Below are 19,295 nucleotides of genomic sequence, written 5' to 3'. Positions count from 1 at the left end.
ACCATGCGTGTCCCCACCGTGCCGCTGCGCCGCCCCGGGTGGCTGCGCGCCGGCCCCGCGCTCGCCGTCGCGATCGTCCTGGCCGCCGCGGTGGCCCTCGCCGGCTGGTACGGCGACCACCGGGCCGGCCAGCGCGACCGGGCCGTACGCCAGGCCCTGGCCACCGCCCCGGCGGCGGCCAAGGCGCTCTTCTCGTACGACTACCGCACCTTCGACGACAGCGTCGCCAACGGCCGCGCCTTCGCCACCGGCGGGTTCGCCGACGAGTACGCCCGGACCACCGCCGCGCTCAAGCCGACCGCCGCGAAACAGCAGGCCGTCGTGCTCGCCGAGGTTTCCGCCACCGGCGTGGTCCGCGCCGCGGCGGACCGGGTCGAGCTGCTGCTCTACCTCAACCAGTACCGGCGCAACGTGACCACGGCGGGGGAGAAGGTCGACCAGAACCGGGTGGTGCTCACCCTGGTGCCCGTCCGTGGCGAGTGGAAGGTCGCCCAGGCAACCGCCATCTGACCGGCGGGTTTGCCGGCGTCTGCTACCGCTGACGACGTGTCCGACACCGACCACGCCCCCGCCCGGCCGCCGGGCTCCCGCCCGACCGACCCCGGACCCGGCCGGCGCCCCGGCCCCGGGGTCGACGTCCGGCCGCCGGAAACATCCGTTGCGCCGATGGCCGGCGCCGCCCCGGCGGCCAGAATGATCGGCGAGGCGGACGCCGAGACCCGCCCCTGGAGCGCCGTGGAGTTCCTCGCATGAGCGGGTGGCAGCTGTCCGGCTACACGCCGGTGCGTCAGCTGGGCGCCGGTGCGTCGGGCAGCGTCGTGCTCGCCACCCACGACCCGACCGGCACCCCCGTCGCCATCAAGTACCTGGTGCGCGACATCGGTGACGACCCGTCGTTCCGGACCGCCTTCCGGGAGGAGGCCCGGCTCCTCGGCGCCATCGACGACCCGCACGTCTCCCGGCTCTACGAGTACGTCGAGTCCGCCGACGGCGCGGCCATCGTGATGGAACTGGTCAACGGGGTGTCGCTGCGGCAGATGCTGCGGGCACACGGCCCGACCTCGCCGGAATCGGCGCTCTGCGTGCTCAAGGGCTCCCTCGCCGGTCTCGCCGCCGCGCACGCCCACGGCGTCGTGCACCGCGACTACAAGCCGGAGAACGTGCTGGTCACCGGCGACGGGTTGAGCAAGCTGGCCGACTTCGGCATCGCCGTGCCGATCGGGCAGGGCGACGGCACGACCGTCTCCGGCACCCCCCGCTACATGGCCCCCGAGCAGTGGACCGGCGCTCCGGCCGGCCCGGCCTGCGACATCTACGCCGCGACCGCCACCTTCTTCGAGTGCCTCACCGGCCGGCCGCCGTACCAGGGACGGGACCTGCTCACCCTGCGCGAACAGCACGCCTCCGCGCCGATCCCGACCGATCCGGCCCCGGTGCCGGTGCACGACCTGCTCCGGCACGGCATGGCCAAGGAGCCCGCCGACCGCCCGCAACCCGCCCAGGTCTTCCTGGCCGTCCTCGACCAGGTGGCCGGCGAGGCGTACGGGCCGGAGTGGGAGGAGCGCGGCCTGCGCGAGCTGGCCCGGCGGGCCGCCCTGCTCGCCGCGCTGTGGCCGTTCCCGGACGGCAGCGGCGGCGCCACCAGCCTGGCCAGCACCGTGCTCGGCGCGGACCCGGGCCAGGCCCCGGCGCGCCGGGGCCTGGCCCACCGCGGCCGCAAGCGGACCGCGCTGGTCGGCGGCGCGCTCGTCGCGGCCCTGCTGGTCGGCGGCGCCGGCTACCGCTACGCCGCGCAGGACGACCCCGCCGGCGCGGCCGGACCACCCGCACCGCCCGGTCCGGCCGGCCCGTCCCCGAGCGGCCCACCGGCCACCGGCCCGACCGCCGCGCCGACCTCGACCCCGGCCCCCAGCCCGTCGGCGACCGGCACCCCACCGGCCACCCCGGGCGGCACACCCACCCGCACCGGCCCCGCCGCGCCCACCGCGTCGACGGTCCGCACCAGCGCACCCGCGCCGACCCCGACGACCAGCACCTCGCCGCCGCCCCCGCCGGACGTCACCGCACCGGTCGTCGGCGGCGTCGGCGGCGACCCCGGCGAACTGGTCCCGGACGGCTGCCCCTACGGCTACCGGACCAGCACGATCAGCGTGACGGCCACCGACGACCGCACCGGCCCGACCGCGCTGAAGGTGACCTTCCGCTATGCCCTGGCGGGCACCAGCTCGACCGTCGCGATGAGCCCGGTCGGGCGGGGAGTGTTCCACGGGACGCTCGGGCCGCTGCCGAAACCCGCGAAGAGCAGCCGCCTCCTGATCCAGGTCACCGCCGTCGACGCCGCCGGCAACACCGCCACCTCGGCCAGCCCGGCCTACGTGACGCTCTACGCAGACTGCCCCATCGGTTAGGAGTCACGACATGACCGATGCCCACACCGCCACCACGGCCCGGGGACGGCTCGGGTGACCCGGCCGGACGAGCCCACCGAGGCGCTGCCCACCCGCGCGCTGCCGGTCGACCCGTCGGCGACCGTCGACCTCGACCGCACCCTGCCGGTCGGCGGCGTCGAACCCACCGCGCCCCGGCCCGCCACCGACGCGACCGTGCACCTCGCCGCCCCGGCCCCGACGGTCCGCCCGGGCTCGGCCGAGCCGACCGTGCATCTCGCCGCGTCGGATCCGACCGTGCATCTCCCCGCGTCGGACGCGACCGTGCATCTCCCCGCGTCGGACGCGACCGTGCACCTCCCCGCGTCGGACGCGACCGTCCACCTCGCGGCGTCGGACGCGACCGTCCACCTCGCGGCGTCGGACGCGACCGTCCACCTCGCGGCGTCGGATGCGACCGGGCACCTCGCCGCGTCGGACCGCAGGGTGCCGTTCGGACAGTTCGGGGCCGGCTCCGGCAGCACCGGCGCCGCGTCGGGGCTCACCCTGCCCGGCGGCCGGTTCACCGGCGCGGGCACGCCCACCCGGGCCGCCGGGGCGCCGGGTGGCACCTGGCCCGCCGGCCCGGTCACCGGCGCGGGCGTGCCGACCCAGGGCACCGCGCCGGCGGCCGGGCACGGCGGGACGACCGGCGCGTACCACGGGGGAGCGGTCACGGCCCGGACCGCGGGTGACCCGGCCCGGCCGGCGGCCGGCGGGGAACTGCGCTTCGGGCCCGGCGTGCCGGCCACGCCGCCGCCCGCCCCACCCTGGCCGGCCGGGATCCCGGCGCGCCGGCCCCGGCCGCGGTGGCGCCGGGTGGTCTCGGTGCTGTCCAGCCTGCTCACCGCCGCGCTGCTGCTGGTGGTCGCGCTCTACCTGTGGCAGCGGCTCAGCCCGCTGGAGGTCGAGGGCGTCACGGTGGCCGTGCCGCGGCCGGCCGGCGAGCGCTGCGACGTCACCGTCGACGTGGTGGCCACGGTGCACACGAACGGCCGGGGCGGGATCATCCGCTACCAGTGGTTCCGGTCGGACGCGCCGCCGGGCGCGCTGCTCACCGAGCGGGTCGGCCGGGGCGAGCGGACGGTGACGTTGACTCTCAAGTGGACGTTCAGCGGGGTGGGCGCCACCACCGAGACCGCCACCGTCAACCTCATCGAGCCGTCCCCGCTGCAGGCCGGTACGCAGGTCGCCTACCGCTGCGCCGGTGGCTGACCGGGTTTTCCGGGCGGGCGGTCCGGGTAGGTCCAGGCGGACCGACCTGAACCCCTGCGTGGAGGCCCTTCGATGAGAGACAACTTCGGCGACGCGGTGGGCGACGCGTTCCGCTCGGTGATGCTGTTCCTGCCCAAGGCGGTCGCCTTCATCGCGATCCTGGTGGTCGGCTGGCTGATCGCCAAGGCCGTACGGAAGCTGGTCGACGCGGTCCTGGAGCGGGTGCACTTCGACCGCGCCGTGGAGCGCGGCGGCATCAAGACCGCCCTGGCCCGCTCCCGGTACGACGCCAGCGACATCGTCGCCAAGCTGGCGTACTACGCGGTGCTGCTGGTCACCCTCCAGCTCGCCTTCGGCATCTGGGGCCCGAACCCGATCTCGGACCTGATCGCCGGCGTCATCGCCTGGCTGCCCCGGGCGTTCGTGGCCATCGTCATCGTGGTGGTGGCCGCGGCCATCGCCAAGGCGGTCAAGGACATCATCTCCAGCGCGCTCGGCGGCCTCTCCTACGGCCGGATCCTGGCCAACATCGCCTCCGTCTTCATCCTCGGCCTGGGCATCATCGCCGCGCTCAACCAGATCGGCGTCGCCACCGCGGTCACCACCCCGGTGCTGATCGCCGTCCTGGCCACCGTGGGCGGCATCCTGGTCGTCGGCGTCGGCGGCGGGCTGGTCCGTCCGATGCAGAGCCGCTGGGAGAACTGGTTGACCCGGGCCGAGGAGGAGTCCCGCACCATCGCCACCCACGCCCGCGCCTACCAGGCCGGCCGGCGCGACGTCGAGGCGCGGCTGAGCCGGCCCGACCCGTACGCCGGGTCGGACCTGACCCAGCCGGTGGCGCGGGACGCCGAGGCCGACCGTACCCAGCCGGTAGCGCGGGACGCCGAGGCCGACCGCACCCAGCCGGTCCCGGCGTACGGGCCGGCGGAGGCCACCCAGCCGGTGCCCCCGTACGCCGAGGCCGAGCGCACCCAGCCCACGACCGCGCCGCGCCAGCCCACCGCCGAGCAGGCGGCGGACAGCGAGGCCACCATGGTCATCCCGGCGGCGGACGTGGAGAAGTTCCGCCGCTGAGCCGCCCGGACCGACGCACCGGGGTGGGACCCGACCGGGTCCCACCCCGGTGCGCGTTCCCGGCGCCGTCCACTCCCGCCGGCCGATGCCCGGCGTCGCCACTCCCGCCGGCCGATGCCTGGCGCCGCTCACCCGCGCCGGCCGATGCCCGGCGTCGCCGGGGCACCCGGGCCGGTCGCGCGCCGGATAGCATCGGCGCATGACCTGGCGATGTTGATCCTGCCCTGACGGCCGTGCCTGCGGGCCGCCACGGACACCGCACCTCCGGTGTCGGTCGCGTCCTCGTGGGAAGGCCTCATGATCATCACTCCGGCGCGCGCGCCCGGGACCCGGCCGCTGGCGGCTGCGCTCTACGGCTACGCGTTCCTCACCGACTTCGTCCTGCTCTATCCGCTGTACGCGCTGCTGTTCGCCGACGCCGGGCTGTCGGTCGGGCAGATCTCCGCGCTCTTCGTGCTCTGGTCGGCCACCGGCCTGGCGCTCGAGGTGCCCTCCGGCGCCTGGGCCGACGCGGTGTCCCGGCGGCTGCTGCTCGCGCTGGCCCCGCTGCTGCCGGCCGTCGCGTTCGCGCTCTGGGTGCTGGCCCCCTCGTACCCGGCCTTCGCGGTCGGTTTCGTGCTCTGGGGCGCGGGCGGGGCGCTGCGCTCCGGCGCCCTGGAGGCGCTGGTCTTCACCGAACTCGACCGGCTCGGCGCCGCCGACCGGTACGCCCGGCTGCTCGGCCGGGCCCGCACCGCCGGGGTGGCCGCCGCGGCGGGCGCGGGCGCCCTCGCCGGTCCGGTCTTCGCCGCCGGCGGCTACCGGGCGGTCGCGCTGGCCAGCGTCGGCGCGTGCCTGCTCGCCGCCGCCGTGGCGACCCGGTTCCCGGAGCACCGCCCGCCGCCCGCCGGCGGGACCGCGGCGGCCGGGGAGGGTGGTCCCGGCTGGCTGGGCAGCCTGCGGGCCGGCCTGGCCGAGGCCCGGGCCGACCGGAGGGTACGCGGGGCGCTGCTGCTCGTCCCGGCGGTGAGCGCGGTCTGGGGTGGCCTCGACGAGTACACCGGGCTGCTGGCCCGGGACACCGGCGTGGGCGAGGCCACCGTGCCGCTGCTGCTCCTGCTGCTCTGGGCCGGGATGACCGTGGGCGGGCTGCTCGCGCCGGCGGGGGAGCGGCTGCGCACCGGCGGGTACGCCGGCCTGCTGGTGCTCGCCGCGGTGGCGCTGGCGGCCGGCGCCCTGGTCGGGCACCCGGCGGGCTTCCTGCCGCTCGCGGTGGCGTTCGCCGCGTTCCAACTCGCCACGGTGCTGGCCGACGTGCGGTTGCAGGCCCGGATCACCGGCACCGCGCGGGCCACCGTCACCTCGGTGGCCGGCATGGCCACCGACCTGACCGTGATCGCCTGCTACGGCGGCTACGGCCTGGTCGCCGGCGCCACCGGCAACGCGGTCGCCTTCGCGCTGGCGGCGCTGCCCTACCTGGCGGTCGCGCTGTGCCTGCTGGCCCGGTCCCGGGCGCCCGGCGGCCGGGAGTCGCGCCTTGCTGCGGTTGCCGATCCGTCCGAGGGGACAAATAGCCAGTTACCGGAGAAAACTTCCGCACCCTGATTACGGTAGGTGCGCAAGGCGGTCAGCGCCGCCGCCGCTCCGGGTCGTCCACCCGGTCTGCGCGGCGGCGGTCTGGCCCGGGCCGGGCGAGGACGGAGGCGATCCCGGTGACCATGGAAGCGGAGCGCACCCTGCGCGACGAGGAACTCGCCGGGCTGGCGGAACTCGCCGCCCAGCTGCGGGTGGACGCGATCCGGTGCAGCACCCGGGCCGGGTCCGGCCACCCGACCTCCAGCCTCTCCGCGGCCGACCTGCTCGCGGTGCTGATCTCCCGCCACCTGCGCTACGACTGGTCGTTCCCGGGCAACCGCGCCAACGACCACCTGATCTTCTCCAAGGGCCACGCGTCGCCGCTGCTGTACGCGGTGTTCCGGGCGGTCGGCGCGATCAGCGAGCAGGAGCTGCTGGACACCTACCGCCAGGCCGGCTCCCGCCTGCAGGGCCACCCCACCCCGGTCCTGCCCTGGGTGGACGTGGCCACCGGCTCGCTCGGCCAGGGACTGCCGGCCGGGGTGGGCATCGCGCTGGCCGGGCGGTACCTGGACCGGTTGCCGTTCCACGTCTGGGTGCTCTGCGGCGACAGCGAGATGGCCGAGGGCTCCATCTGGGAGGCGCTGGACAAGGCCGGCCACTACGGGCTGCGCAACCTCACGGCGATCGTCGACGTCAACCGGCTCGGCCAGCGCGGCGCGACCGAGCTGGAGTGGGACCTGGACACCTACCGGCGGCGGGTCGAGGCGTTCGGCTGCCGGGGCATCGTGGTCGACGGCCATGACCTGGGCGCCATCGACGAGGCCCTGGGGCAGGCCCGGGCGGCGAGCGGGCCGACCGTGGTGCTCGCCCGGACCGTCAAGGGCAAGGGGGTGCCCGAGATCGAGGACAGCCCGGACTGGCACGGCAAGGCGCTGCCGGCGGACCTGGCCGAGCGGGCCGTGGCCGCGCTGGGCGGGGACCGCCGGATCCGGGTTCGCGCGCCGCGACCCGAGCCGGTCCCGTCCACCGGCGCCCCCACCGCGCCGGCGCCGACCCTGCCGCAGTACGCCAAGGGGGAGAAGGTCGCGGTCCGCAACGCGTACGGCGACGCGCTGCGCGCGCTGGGCGGCCGGCCGGACGTGGTCGTCCTCGACGGCGAGGTCAGCGACTCCACCCGCGCCGACAAGTTCGGCGAGGCGTACCCGGACCGGTTCTTCGAGATGTTCATCGCCGAGCAGCAGATGGTCGCCGCCGCGGTCGGCCTCCAGGTGCGCGGCTACCGCCCGTTCGCGGCGACCTTCGCCGCGTTCCTCTCCCGCGCCTACGACTTCATCCGGATGGCCGCGATCTCGCAGGCCGACATCGTGCTGGCCGGCTCGCACGCCGGGGTCGAGATCGGCCCGGACGGCCCGTCGCAGATGGGGTTGGAGGACCTCGCCGCGCTGCGCGCCGTGGCCGGCTCCACCGTGCTCTGCCCCAGCGACGCGGTCTCCTGCGTCGCGCTGGTCGCCCAGCTGCTCGACCGGGAGGGGATCAGCTACCTGCGCACCACCCGCGGCGCGTACCCGGTGCTGTACGACAACGGCGACACCTTCCCGATCGGCGGCAGCAAGCTGCTCCGCGAGGGCGGCGACGTGACGCTCATCGGCGCCGGGGTGACCGTGCACACCTGCCTCGCCGCCGCCGACGAGCTGGCCCGCGAGGGCATCGACGCCCGGGTCGTCGACCTGTACTCGATCAAACCGGTGGACCGGCAGCGGCTGCTCGACGCCGTGCGGGCCACCGGTGGCCGGCTCGTGGTGGTCGAGGACCACTACCCCGAGGGGGGCCTCGGCTCGGCGGTGCTCGAATCGCTGGCCGACCTGGCCGAGCCGGTGCGCGTCGCCCACCTGGCGGTACGCGGACTGCCCGGTTCGGGGACACCGACCCAGCAGATGGACCGGGCCGGCATCGGGGTGACCGCGATCGTCGGGGCGGCGCGCGCCCTGGCCTGAGCGCGCCCCGGCGTGCCCCGACCGTTTGCGGCCGGCCGGGGCGGGTAGCCACGCTGCCTCCCGGACGGGAAGGGACGGACATGGCGGAGTTGGAGTTCTTCGAGAAGGTGGCCGCCCGCGCGGGCGTTTCGGCGGACACCGCGGGCTCGCTGACCGAGGCCACGCTGCGCACGCTCGGCGAGCGGATCAGCGGGGGCCAGGCGGCCGACCTGGCCGACCACGTGGCGCACGAGCTGCGCCCGCTGCTGTCCCGGGCCCGCACCGAGGAGCCCGAGACGTTCGGGCCCGAGGAGTTCCTGCGGCGGGTCGCCGAGCGCGCCGGGCAGGCGCCGGAGGTGGCCGAGCGGGGCGTACGGGCGGTGCTGCAGACCCTGCACCGGGTGGTCGGGCACCGGAAGTTCGAGGGCGCGCTGGCGCAGCTGCCGCGCGAGATCGGGGCGTTGGCCCAGCCGGTGCCCCGGGAGCCCTGACCGGCCCGCCGCCGCCCGGCGGCCCGTGATCAACCGGACCGGCCCGCCGCCGCCCGGCGGCCCTTGATCAATCGGACCGGCCCGCCGCCACCCGGCGGCGCCTGATCGACCCGACTGGCCCCACCGCCGGTGCAGCCGGGTCCACGGCGGAGCGGTCGCGGCGGCCCGGCGCGGCGCCGGAACCCGCCGGGGCGGGTCAGTTCACCGGGTCGGGCTCGGCGGTCTGCTCCCAGAGCGACCGCATCTCCTCGAACGCCTGCTCCATGAGCTCCACCATGGCCCGCCGGGCGCGCTCGCCGTCGTGCCGCTGGATGGCCTGGGCCACCTCGGCGTGCAGGTGCAGCGCCTGCTCGTGCGGGTGGTGCGGCATGAGGTGGTGCTTGTGCCGGCCGGTGAGCACCTCGGCGACCAGGTCCTGCAGGCGGACGAACATCTCGTTGCCGGAGGCGAGCAGCACCCGCCGGTGGAATTCGATGTCCAGCCGCAGGAAGCGCTCCTCGTCGCCGGCCTTGCCGGCGGCCCACATCTTGGCCGCGAGCCCGACGAGGTCGCTGGCCTCGTCGTGGCCGGCCCGGCTGGCGGCCAGCAGGGCGGCGTGCGGCTCGATGGCGGTGCGCAGCTCGGTGATGGACCGCAGCTGGGCGAGCCGGCTCGCCGAGGCGAGCCGCCACCGGATCACCTGCGGGTCGAAGACGTTCCAGTCGTGCGCGGGCCGGATCGTCACCCCGACCCGTCGGCGGGTCTCGATGAACCCGATCGACGCCAGGACACGCAGCACCTCACGGACCACCGAGCGGGAGACCTCGTACCGGTCGACCAGGTCGTCGATGTTGAGGACCGCCCCGGGGGCGAACTCTCCGCCGCAGATGGCGGTGCCGAGGTGTTCGAGGACGCGTGCGTGCAGCCCGACCTCGGCCGGAGCGGGCTGGGTGCCGACGACCCCGGAGGAGTACGGTTCCACGCCAAGGATCGTATCAGTTGGGTCAACCCCTTGAATAAATCAGCTTTTTCGTCCTAGCATCCCCTGCTTAAGCGGACGTTACAGCGTTGTGGCGCTCTTCCCCCGGGGCGGCGACCACGAGAAATGGAGAGATGACGTGCGACGTCGATCGATAATCGGTACGTCTCTGGCCGTGGTGGTCGCCATGGGCCTGAGCGCTTGCGGCGGCGGAGAGGACGGCGGCGGTTCGAAGACCCTGCGCGTGACGCTGGTGAACCACGTCTGGACGGAGAACATCAAGAAGGCCCTGCCGGAGTTCGAGAAGCAGACCGGCCTCAAGGTCGAGGTCACCCAGCTCGGTGAGGACCAGCTCTCCGACCAGTACAACGTCAAGCTGAACGCGGGGTCCAGCGACCTCGACGTGATGATGTACCGGCCGCTGCAGGAGGGCAAGCAGTTCGGCAAGAACAAGTACCTCGCCGACCTGACCGAGCGGTCCAAGTCGGACAGCGCCTTCGAGTTCAGCGACTTCCAGGCCGGGCCGGTGCAGGCCACCACGTACGAGGACAAGGTGGTCGGCGTGCCGATCATCACCGAGTCGGAGGTCCTGTACTACCGCAAGGACCTGCTGAAGAAGTCCGGCTTCGACGCGCCGCCGAAGAGCCTGGACGAGCTCAAGGCGCAGGCCGCGAAGGTCGAGGCCGACAACCCGGGCGTCGCGGGCTTCGTCTCCCGCACCGGCAAGGCCGCCGCCGTCACCCAGTTCTCCAGCTTCCTGTTCAGCTTCGGCGGTGACTTCGTCGACGCCAACGGCAAGGCCTCGGTCAACACCGAGCAGGCCAAGCAGGCGTACGCCTACTACGGCGGGCTGCTGCGCGAGCACGGCCCGGAGAACATCAGCACCGACATGAGCTGGTCCGAGGCGATGGCCATCTTCACCCAGGGCAAGGCGGCCTTCTACACCGAGGCCAACTCGCTCTACAAGAACGCCACCGACCCGGCCAAGTCGAAGGTCTCCGACACCGTCGGCTTCGCGCCGTTCCCGGCCGGCCCGGCCGGCTCGAAGCCCTACAACATCCCGTCCTGGGCGCTCGGCATCAACGACCAGTCGAAGAACAAGGACAACGCCTGGAAGTTCATCCAGTGGGCGGCCGGCAAGGAGCAGTCGCTGGCGCAGCAGGAGGCCGGCGTCCCCGGCGCCCGCGCCTCGGTCTGGGCCAACCCGCAGGCCATCGCGACCTACCCGAAGGACCTCGCCGAAGCCACCACGGCCAGCACCGCCAACGGCGTCGGCCACGACCGTCCGCTGGTCGTGAAGGTCGCCCAGGCGCGCGAGATCGTCGGCCAGCCGATCGTCGACGCGATCACCGGCAAGGACCCGGCCGCCTCCGCGGACGCGGCGAACGAGGCGTTCCAGAAGTTCCTCGACGACGAGGCGAAGTAACCCGACCGCGGGACGGCGGGGCCCGACCGGCCCCGCCGTCCCGCGCCGGGTCCCGGCCCTGAGCACTCGGAGACCTCATGTCAGCCGTCACCACACCAGTCACCAGACCGCCGCAGGCCGGCGCGGGCCCGGCGGAGTCGGGCTGGTCGCGCTGGGCCAACACGCACCGCAAGTGGCTCTTCGCGGCCCCCGCCATGGCGTTCGTCGCCGTGCTGATCATCTTTCCGGTGGCGTGGACCGGATACCTCAGCCTCACCGACGCCGAGGGTTCGGTCCGCGCCGAGAGCGAGTTCATCGGGTTCCAGAACTACCTCGACGTGCTCGCCGACACCGACCGGTTCTGGCCGGCGGTGTGGCGCACCGTCCTGTTCACCGGCGTCGTGCTCGCCGTCGAGGTCGCGCTCGGCATGGCGATCGCCCTGCTGCTGTGGCGGCCGTTCCGCGGTGAGCGGTGGGTCCGGGTCGCCATCCTGCTGCCCCTGGTCGCCACCCCGGTGGCGGTCGGCATGATGTGGCGGCTGATCTTCGATCCCAACATCGGCATGGCCAACCAGCTCCTCAGCTGGGTCGGCATCGGCCCCCAGCCCTGGCTGTCCGGCCAGAGCAGCGCCCTGCCGACGACGATGTTCATCGACATCTGGCAGTGGACCCCGATGGTGGTGCTGATCCTGCTCGCCGGCCTCACCTCGCTGTCCGACGAGCCGCAGGAGGCCGCCCTCATCGACGGCGCCAGCACCTGGCAGCGGTTCCGGCACGTCACCCTGCCGCTGCTGATGCCCACCGTGATCGTGGCGATCCTGCTGCGCGGCATCGACGCGCTGAAGACCTTCGACATCCTCTACGCGACCAAGGGTCGCGGCGGCGGATCGTTCCACGAGGTCGAGACGCTCAACGTCTACGCGTACGGGCTGAGCTTCGACTACAACGACTACGGCGTCTCATCGACCGTCCTCATCATCTTCTTCCTGATCATCATCGGGGTGATGTGGGCCCTGACCTACCGCAAGAAGGGGCTGGACCGATGAAGCCGAGCAAGCCGTTCACGGTCTTCCGGGGGGTGGCCCTGGCCGTCGTGGTGCTGGCGCTGATCGCGCCGCTGCTCTGGATGATCGCCGCGTCGTTCAAGACCAACGTCGACATCTACGACACCGGCAAGGCCTTCGTCTTCTCGCCCACCCTGGACAACTACGACAACGTGCTCCAGCGGGCCAACTACGTCCAGTTCATCGGCAACAGCCTCTGGGTGGCGTTCGCCGCCACGGTGCTCTCGCTCCTCCTCGGGGTGCCCGCGGCCTACTCGATGAGCCGGTTCAACATGAAGAAGTCCGCGCTCGTGGTGCTCATGGCCCGGATCATCCCGGGCGTGTCGCTCCTGGTGCCCTGGTACTACGTCTTCTCGAACCTGCAGATGGTCGGCGGGTACACCGTGCTGATCCTCAGCCACATGTTCGTGTCGCTGCCGTTGATCGTCTACATCATGATGGGCTTCTTCGACAGCCTGCCGGAGGACCTGGAGGAGGCGGCGCTGGTCGACGGGCTGACCCACATCGGCGCGTTCCGGCGGATCACCCTGCCGCTGTCCGTGCCCGGCATCGCCACGGCCGGCATTCTGTCCTTCATCTTCTCCTGGAACAACTTCATGTTCGCCCTGGTGCTCTCCGGCGCGGACACGAAGACCCTGCCCGTGGCGATCTTCGACTTCGTCGGCTACGCCAGCATCGACTGGGGCGGCCTGATGGCCGCGGCCACCGTGGTCACCCTGCCGATCATGGTGATCGCCCTGTTCGTGCAGAAGTACATCGTCTCCGGGCTCACCGCCGGCGCCACGAAGGGCTGAGGACGCCATGACAACGATCGCACGGGTGGAGACGTTCCTCGTCGCACCGCGGTGGCTGTTCGTCCGGGTCGAGACGTCCGCCGGGATCGTCGGCTGGGGCGAGGCGACCTGCGAGGGCCGCTCCGAGACCGTCCGCACCGCCGTCGAGCAGCTCAGCGAGCTGCTGATCGGCCGGGACGCGCTGCGGATCGAGGACCACTGGCAGGTCATGACGAAGGCCTCGTTCTACCGGGGCGGGCCGATCCTGGCCAGCGCCGTCGCCGGGCTGGACCAGGCGCTGTGGGACATCGCCGGCAAGCACTTCGGCGCCCCGGTGCACCAGCTGCTCGGCGGCCCGGTCCGCGACCGGATCCGGGTCTACGGCTGGGTCGGCGGCGACGAGCCCGCCGAGGTGCGCGACCAGATCAGCGCCGCCGTCGAGACCGGGCTGACCGCCGTGAAGATGAACGCGTCCGGGCGGATGAGCCCGGTCGCCTCGGTCGCCGAGCTCGACGGGGTGGTCCAGCGGGTGGCCGCCGCCCGCGAGGTGCTCGGCGACGAACGGGACGTCGCGGTCGACTTCCACGGCCGGTTCAGCCTGGCCACCGCCCGCCGGGTCGCCCCGCTGCTCGAGCCGTACCGGCCGTTCTTTCTGGAGGAACCGGTGGTGCCGGAGAACTCGCACCTCATCGGCGAGTTCGTGCGCGCCACGAGCACGCCGGTGTCCACCGGGGAACGCCTCTACAACCGGCAGGAGTTCCTGCCGGTGCTGCAGGCCGGCATCGCGGTCGCCCAGCCGGACCTGTCCCACGCCGGCGGCATCACCGAGGTACGGAAGATCGCCGCGCTGGCCGAGGTGTACGACGTCCAGCTCGCCCCGCACTGCCCGCTCGGCCCGATCGCCCTGGCCTCCTGCCTGCAGGTCGGCTTCGCCACGCCCAACTACCTGATCCAGGAACAGAGCATCGGCATCCACTACAACCTCGGCGCCGAGGTGCTCGACTACTGCCTCGACAAGACCCCGCTGACCTTCGTCGACGGGTACGTGGAGCGGCTCACCGCGCCCGGCCTCGGCATCGAGATCGACGAACACGCGGTGCGTACCGCGGACAAGCGCGGCCATGCCTGGCGCAGCCCCACCTGGCGGCACCCCGATGGCTCCTATGCGGAATGGTGATCACATGAGCGTCAATCTCGCCACCGAACTGGCCGCCGCCCGGATCCTCGCGGTCATCCGGGGCACCGACACCGCCGGCGCGATCGCCGCCGGCACCGCCCTGCTGGAGGAGGGCGTCCGGATCGTGGAGGTGGCCCTCACCACCCCGGACGCGGCGCGGGCGGTCGAGGCGCTGCGCGCGGTCGCGCCGGCCGGGTCCCTGGTCGGCGCCGGCACGGTGCTCACCGTCGCCGACGTCGCCGAGGTGGCCGCCGCCGGCGCGCAGTTCGTGGTGACGCCGGCGGTGGTCGAGTCGATCGCCGAGGCGGCCCGGCTCGGGCTGCCGGTCGCCGCCGGGGCGTTCACCCCGACCGAGGCGTACACCGCGATGCGGCTGGGCGCGTCGGCGATCAAGCTGTTTCCGGCGTCGGTGGGGGGCCCGGCGTACCTGAAGGCGGTGCGCGACCCGTTCCCGGACATCCCGTTCGTCGCCGTCGGCGGCGTCGGCCTGGCCGACCTGCCCGGCTACTTCGGCGCCGGCGCGATCGCGGTCGGCGTCGGCGGCCCGCTGGTCGGCGACGCCGCGTCCGGCGGTGACCTCGACGCCCTGCGCCGGCGGGCCCGGGCCTACCTCGCGGCCGTCGCATGAGCGCCGCCGACCCCGCCGCGCCGCGCCCGCGCGCCTGCCCCGCCGCCGCGTCATGAGCGCCGTCGACCTGCTCACCTTCGGCGAGGCCCTGGTGTCGCTGCGCACGACCGGGCCCATCGTCACCGGGGGCGCGCTCACCCCGCACCTGGCCGGGGCGGAGGCCAACGTGGCCGTCGGGGTGGCCCGGCTCGGCCACCGCGCCGCCTACGCGGGCCGGGTCAGCGACGACGAACTCGGTGAGTTCCTGTTGCGCCAGTTGCGCGCCGAGGGGGTACGGGTCGGGCACGTGGTCCGCGACCCGGACCGCCCGGCCGGACTGATGTTCCTGGAACGGCGGACCGCCGACCTGACCCGGGTGATCTACCAGCGGGCCGGCTCGGCCGGCTCGGCGGTGTCCGTCGAGGATCTGCGGCCCGCCCTGGCCGCCGGCGCGCGGGTGCTGCACCTGACCGGGATCAGCGCGGCGCTGTCCGACAGCGCCCGGGAGGCCACCCGGTGGGCGGCCGAGACCGCCGCCCGGGCCGGGACGCTGGTCTGCCTGGACGTCAACCACCGGACGAAACTGTGGAGCCGGGAGGCGGCCCGGGCCGCGCTCGCCGACGTCGTCGGCCACGCCTCGGTCGTGGTCGCCTCCGCCGACGAACTGGACCTGGTCGGCACGCCGGGCGCCGACGAGCCGACGGTGGTCGCCGAGCTGCTGGACCGGGGCGTGTCCACGGTGCTGGTGAAGCTCGGCGGCGACGGCGCCCGCGCGTACACCCGGGAGGGCGTGCGGCAGACGGCGGCGCTGCCCGTGACGGCGGTGGACACCGTCGGCGCGGGGGACGCCTTCACCGCCGGCTACCTCTCCGGCCACCTCGACGGTCTCGACCTGGCCGGACGACTGCGCCGCGCGGTCACGCTCGGGGCCTTCGCCGTCGCCGGCCACGGCGACTGGGAGTCCCTGCCGCGGCGCGACGAACTGTCCCTCCTGAACGACGTGCAGCCCGGCAGCACGCTGCGCTGACATCACCCCTGAGAAAGGCATCGGCATGAAGATCGTCGCCGCGGACGTCATCGTCTCCAGCCCTGACCGGAACTTCGTCACCCTCAAGATCACCACAGACGAAGGGCTCACCGGGCTGGGCGACGGCACCCTCAACGGGCGCGAACTGGCCGTCGCGTCGTACCTGGCCGACCACGTCGTCCCGCTGCTGATCGGGCGGGACCCGCACCAGATCGAGGACGCCTGGCAGTTCCTCTACCGGTCGGCGTACTGGCGGCGGGGACCGGTCACCATGGCCGCCATCGCGGCCGTGGACGTGGCGCTCTGGGACATCAAGGCCAAGGCCGCCGGGATGCCGCTCTACCAGCTCCTCGGCGGCGCCTCCCGGACCGGCATCCTGGCCTACGGGCACGCCTCCGGGCGGGACCTGCCCGAGCTGTTCGACTCCATCCGCCACCACCTGGCGCAGGGCTTCCGGGCCATCCGGGTGCAGACCTCGGTGCCCGGCATCAACGCCGTCTACGGCGTGGCCGCCCAGCCCAGCGTCGACGGCAAGCGCTACGACTACGAGCCCGCCCAGCGCACGCCGCTGCCCGCCGAGGAGGACTGGGACACCCGCTCCTACCTGCGCCACCTGCCGGGGGTCTTCGAGGCCGTCCGCAACGAGTTCGGCCCCGAGCTGCCCCTGCTGCACGACGGCCACCACCGGATGACCCCCATCCAGGCCGCCAAGCTGGGCAAGGCGCTCGAGCCGTACGACCTGTTCTGGCTGGAGGACTGCACCCCGGCGGAGAACCAGGAGGCGTTGCGGCTGGTCCGCCAGCACACCACCACCCCGCTGGCCATCGGCGAGGTCTTCAACACCGTCTGGGACTACCAGACGCTGATCCGGGAACAGCTCATCGACTACGTGCGGTCCGCGGTCACCCACACCGGCGGCATCACCGCCATGCGGAAGCTGCTCGACTACGCGGCCCAGTACCAGATCAAGTCCGGCATCCACGGCCCGACCGACATCTCCCCGGTCGGCATGGCCGCCGCGCTCCACCTCGACCTGGCCATCCACAACTTCGGCATCCAGGAGTACATGCGGCACGGCGCGCTCACCGACGAGGTGTTCCGGCAGTCGTTCACCTTCGTCGACGGGTACCTGCACCCGGGGGAGCAGCCGGGCCTCGGCGTGGAGCTCGACGAGCAGGCCGCGGCCAGGTTCCCCTACCAGCCGGCGTACCTGCCGTTCAACCGGCTCAAGGACGGCACGGTCCATGACTGGTGACCGGCCGCCCACCCGGCACGTGATCGTGATGGGCGTGTCCGGGGCGGGCAAGACGACGGTGGCGCGGGGGATCAGCGAGCTGACCGAGCTGGTGTTCGCCGAGGCGGACGAGTTCCACCCGCCGGCCAACGTGGCCCGGATGCGCGCCGGCATCCCGCTGGACGACGCGGCGCGCTGGCCCTGGCTGCGCGACCTCGCGGCATGGATGGCCGAACGGCACGCCGAGGGGGTGTCCACCGTGCTGGCCTGCTCGGCGTTGAAGCGCTCCTACCGGGACGTGCTGCGCCAGGGGCCGCCCACGGTGGAGTTCGTGCACCTGGCCGGCACCGCGGAGCTGATCCGGGACCGGATGACCCGGCGGGTCGGGCACTACATGCCGGCCAGCCTGCTCGACTCGCAGCGGGCGACGCTGGAGGAACTGGGGTCCGACGAACCCGGCGTGGTGCTGGACGTGGCGGCGTCACCGGAGGAGCTGGTCGCCGCGGCGGTCCGCCGGCTCGGCCTGCCCCGGCGGACGTCCGTCCGGGCCGGCTGACCGCCGGCTCAGCCTGCTCGGGCGGGTGTCCGTGCGGGCCGGCTGAGCGTCGGTGTGGCCTACTCGGGCGGGTGTCCGTGCGCGCCGGCGGAGCGCCGGCTCAGTCGGGCTGGGCGTCCAGGTAGACCCAGCGGCCGTCCTCGCGGACGAAGCGGCTGTGCTCGGTGAGGCTGCCGGGCCGCCCGGCCTCCCGGTAATGGGCCCGGAACGCGACCGTGCCGGCGGTGTCGAACAGGCCACCCCGGTCGGTCTCCAGGATCTCCAGGCCGGTCCACCGGGTGCCCGGGTCCAGCCGCAGCCGGGCCGGCCGGGTGCGGGAGTGCCAGCTGCGCAGCAGGTAGTCGGCGTCGCCCACGGCGAAGGCGCTGTACCGGGAGCGCATCAGCGCCTCGGCGGTCGGCGCCGCCGACGCGCCGCGGTGCGCGGGCGCACAGCAGTCCGCGTACGGCAGGCCGGTGCCGCAGGGGCAGGGCTGCATCTCGTCGGCCGCGCTTCGGCGGGCACCGCGTTTCGCCACCCGACCATTCTGGCCGACGGCTCGCGGGTGCCCGCCCCGGCTACGACGTCGTCACGCCACCCGGCCGGCCCCGGACACCCCCATTTAGCGCGTAACGGCCCATCGCGGCGGGGCGTGGCGGCTTGATCGACCCGGCATGCGGTAAAGCGGCCCTTCAACGCCGATGGACACCACGACATGCCGCAACCCGGCGGCCACATCGTCCACGGTCGCCCGCGCGTACCGCTCGAGGGGATCAACCGAGTCGATCAACCGGCTCAGCAGCTCGGTGGCGAGCCGGTCCCGCTCGCGTACGGGCGTCGGATGCGCGGGGCGCCCGCCTGGACTGGCCCCGGCGGGTCAGCGGCTGCCCGCCCGGGCGGTACGCCGGTTGCCGAACGACTCCATCGTGGTGGCCTTCTTCGCCGGGGTCCGGGTCGCGGCGACGGTCCGGGACCGGGCGGTGGCCGCCGCCTTCTTCGCGGTGGGCTTGCGGGCGATGCCCTGCTTCGCGGGTGCCTTCCGGGCCGGCGCCTTCTTCGCCGTGGTCCGGCTGGTCGGCGCCTTCTTCGCCGTGGCCCTGGTCGCGGGTGCCTTCTTCGCTGTGGCCCGCGTCGCGGGCGCCTTCTTCGCCGCGGTCCGGGTGGCGGCCGTCTTGGCCGCGGCCTTCTTCGCCGCCGCCGCGGTCTTCGCCGCCGCGGTCTTCGCCGCCGCGGTCTTCGCGGGCGCCTTCTTCGCGGCGGCCGTCGTGGCCGGCGCCTTCCGGGCGGCGGTGGCCTTCTTCGCCGGGGCTGCCTGCTTGGCGGCGGTGGCCTTCGCGGTCGGCCGCCGGGCCGGCGTGGCGGTGGTGGCCGCGATGTCCTTCTTTCGGGCGACCCGGGCGCTGGTCGGCGTCGGCTTCCCGCCCGGGGTCCTGGCGGCCGTCGCTCCGGTCGCCCGCCGGGTGGCGGTCGCGACCTTCTTCGCCGCCGTCTTGTTCGGCATCGGGGCCTTGCGCGCCCCGGTGGCCTTGCGGGCGCTGCTCGGTCTGGTGGCCGCCTGGGCCATCGCTCCTCCTCGCAATCCGTCGCGGCCGGACCGGCGTCGGGCCGCCGTCCGGCGAGTCGGGCCGATCGGCCCGCGCGGGTCTTCCCACCGCACGGGCGGGCAAACCCGGCGGGTGCCGGGCGGGTGGGCGCGCGGGAATTGACCCAACCAACGAGGCCCGGATCGGCTCTGCTGTTGGGCCGCTTCGGGCCTTAGCGTCGTGGTCGAGAACGCTT

The 19,295-nt window shown here is 74.1% G+C and carries 19 protein-coding genes; 17 read left to right on the top strand and 2 right to left on the bottom strand.

Translation table 11 applies throughout. The annotated features are described in order from the left end of the window. Window positions 1–3 precede the first annotated feature (3 nt). From ACIBPB_RS13840 to ACIBPB_RS13805, 8 genes are all read left to right on the top strand, one after another. Entirely contained in the window at window positions 4–510 is a 507-nt protein-coding gene (locus tag ACIBPB_RS13840; RefSeq protein ID WP_396839941.1) for a hypothetical protein, read from the top strand. 36 nt (window positions 511–546) lie between these two features. Continuing rightward, complete coding sequence (locus ACIBPB_RS13835) at window positions 547–753, top strand: hypothetical protein (protein WP_396839940.1); 207 nt, start codon at window positions 547–549, stop codon at window positions 751–753. After that, a complete protein-coding gene (locus ACIBPB_RS13830) occupies window positions 750–2,408 on the top strand; it encodes a serine/threonine-protein kinase (RefSeq protein ID WP_396839939.1) in 1,659 nt (552 codons plus the stop codon). The genes ACIBPB_RS13835 and ACIBPB_RS13830 overlap by 4 nt, the downstream gene beginning before the upstream one ends. Before the next feature lie 54 nt (window positions 2,409–2,462). After that, window positions 2,463–3,641 carry a hypothetical protein gene (locus ACIBPB_RS13825; RefSeq protein WP_396839938.1) on the top strand — a complete coding sequence of 393 codons (1,179 nt, stop codon included), beginning with the start codon at window positions 2,463–2,465 and terminating at the stop codon, window positions 3,639–3,641. A gap of 72 nt (window positions 3,642–3,713) precedes the next feature. Continuing rightward, complete coding sequence (locus ACIBPB_RS13820; RefSeq protein ID WP_357321733.1) at window positions 3,714–4,715, top strand: hypothetical protein; 1,002 nt, start codon at window positions 3,714–3,716, stop codon at window positions 4,713–4,715. Window positions 4,716–5,012: 297 nt separating this feature from the next. After that, a complete protein-coding gene (locus ACIBPB_RS13815; RefSeq protein ID WP_396839937.1) occupies window positions 5,013–6,299 on the top strand; it encodes an MFS transporter in 1,287 nt (428 codons plus the stop codon). 113 nt (window positions 6,300–6,412) lie between these two features. Next, complete coding sequence (locus ACIBPB_RS13810) at window positions 6,413–8,266, top strand: transketolase (RefSeq protein ID WP_396840106.1); 1,854 nt, start codon at window positions 6,413–6,415, stop codon at window positions 8,264–8,266. A gap of 80 nt (window positions 8,267–8,346) precedes the next feature. Next, window positions 8,347–8,736 (top strand): DUF2267 domain-containing protein, encoded by a 390-nt coding sequence (locus tag ACIBPB_RS13805; RefSeq protein WP_396839936.1) that lies wholly within the window; start codon window positions 8,347–8,349, stop codon window positions 8,734–8,736. 196 nt (window positions 8,737–8,932) lie between these two features. Here ACIBPB_RS13805 and ACIBPB_RS13800 read toward each other — a convergent pair whose 3' ends face one another. Then, a complete protein-coding gene (locus ACIBPB_RS13800; protein ID WP_396839935.1) occupies window positions 8,933–9,697 on the bottom strand; it encodes a FadR/GntR family transcriptional regulator in 765 nt (254 codons plus the stop codon). A 184-nt stretch (window positions 9,698–9,881) separates the two neighbouring features. On the opposite strand from ACIBPB_RS13800, the gene ACIBPB_RS13795 reads away from it, so the two are divergent. The 8 genes from ACIBPB_RS13795 (at window position 9,882) to ACIBPB_RS13760 (ending at window position 17,537) form a co-directional block, all read left to right on the top strand. Further along, entirely contained in the window at window positions 9,882–11,120 is a 1,239-nt protein-coding gene (locus ACIBPB_RS13795) for an ABC transporter substrate-binding protein (protein ID WP_396839934.1), read from the top strand. Window positions 11,121–11,197: 77 nt separating this feature from the next. Beyond that, entirely contained in the window at window positions 11,198–12,145 is a 948-nt protein-coding gene (locus tag ACIBPB_RS13790; protein ID WP_396839933.1) for a carbohydrate ABC transporter permease, read from the top strand. After that, entirely contained in the window at window positions 12,142–12,957 is an 816-nt protein-coding gene (locus ACIBPB_RS13785; RefSeq protein WP_396839932.1) for a carbohydrate ABC transporter permease, read from the top strand. Before ACIBPB_RS13790 ends, ACIBPB_RS13785 begins: the two co-directional genes overlap by 4 nt. 7 nt (window positions 12,958–12,964) lie before the next feature. After that, window positions 12,965–14,113, top strand: coding sequence for a galactonate dehydratase (gene dgoD, locus ACIBPB_RS13780; RefSeq protein WP_396839931.1), 1,149 nt, complete (start codon window positions 12,965–12,967; stop codon window positions 14,111–14,113). A 4-nt stretch (window positions 14,114–14,117) separates the two neighbouring features. Beyond that, the gene (locus ACIBPB_RS13775; RefSeq protein WP_396839930.1) at window positions 14,118–14,741 is read left to right on the top strand and encodes a bifunctional 4-hydroxy-2-oxoglutarate aldolase/2-dehydro-3-deoxy-phosphogluconate aldolase; all 624 of its coding nucleotides are present in this window, start codon (window positions 14,118–14,120) and stop codon (window positions 14,739–14,741) included. Window positions 14,742–14,793: 52 nt separating this feature from the next. After that, window positions 14,794–15,747, top strand: a complete 954-nt coding sequence (locus ACIBPB_RS13770) for a sugar kinase (protein ID WP_396839929.1) — start codon at window positions 14,794–14,796, stop codon at window positions 15,745–15,747. Between the two features lie 25 nt (window positions 15,748–15,772). Further along, window positions 15,773–17,002: a D-mannonate dehydratase ManD gene (manD, locus tag ACIBPB_RS13765; RefSeq protein WP_396839928.1), complete on the top strand. Its 1,230-nt coding sequence runs from the start codon at window positions 15,773–15,775 to the stop codon at window positions 17,000–17,002. Then, window positions 16,992–17,537: a gluconokinase gene (locus tag ACIBPB_RS13760; RefSeq protein ID WP_396839927.1), complete on the top strand. Its 546-nt coding sequence runs from the start codon at window positions 16,992–16,994 to the stop codon at window positions 17,535–17,537. The genes manD and ACIBPB_RS13760 overlap by 11 nt, the downstream gene beginning before the upstream one ends. A 100-nt stretch (window positions 17,538–17,637) precedes the next feature. Here the strand turns inward: ACIBPB_RS13760 and ACIBPB_RS13755 are convergent, their stop codons facing one another. Beyond that, window positions 17,638–18,054 (bottom strand): YchJ family protein, encoded by a 417-nt coding sequence (locus tag ACIBPB_RS13755; protein ID WP_396839926.1) that lies wholly within the window; start codon window positions 18,052–18,054, stop codon window positions 17,638–17,640. Window positions 18,055–18,424: 370 nt separating this feature from the next. On the opposite strand from ACIBPB_RS13755, the gene ACIBPB_RS13750 reads away from it, so the two are divergent. Continuing rightward, window positions 18,425–19,222, top strand: coding sequence for a hypothetical protein (locus tag ACIBPB_RS13750; protein ID WP_396839925.1), 798 nt, complete (start codon window positions 18,425–18,427; stop codon window positions 19,220–19,222). The last annotated feature ends 73 nt before the right edge of the window (window positions 19,223–19,295 follow it).

Source organism: Micromonospora sp. NPDC049836, from assembly GCF_044465125.1.
Lineage (GTDB): Bacteria > Actinomycetota > Actinomycetes > Mycobacteriales > Micromonosporaceae > Micromonospora.
The sequence above is the reverse complement of the archived record's forward strand: the minus strand, read 5'-3'. Positions and strand labels throughout refer to the sequence as shown.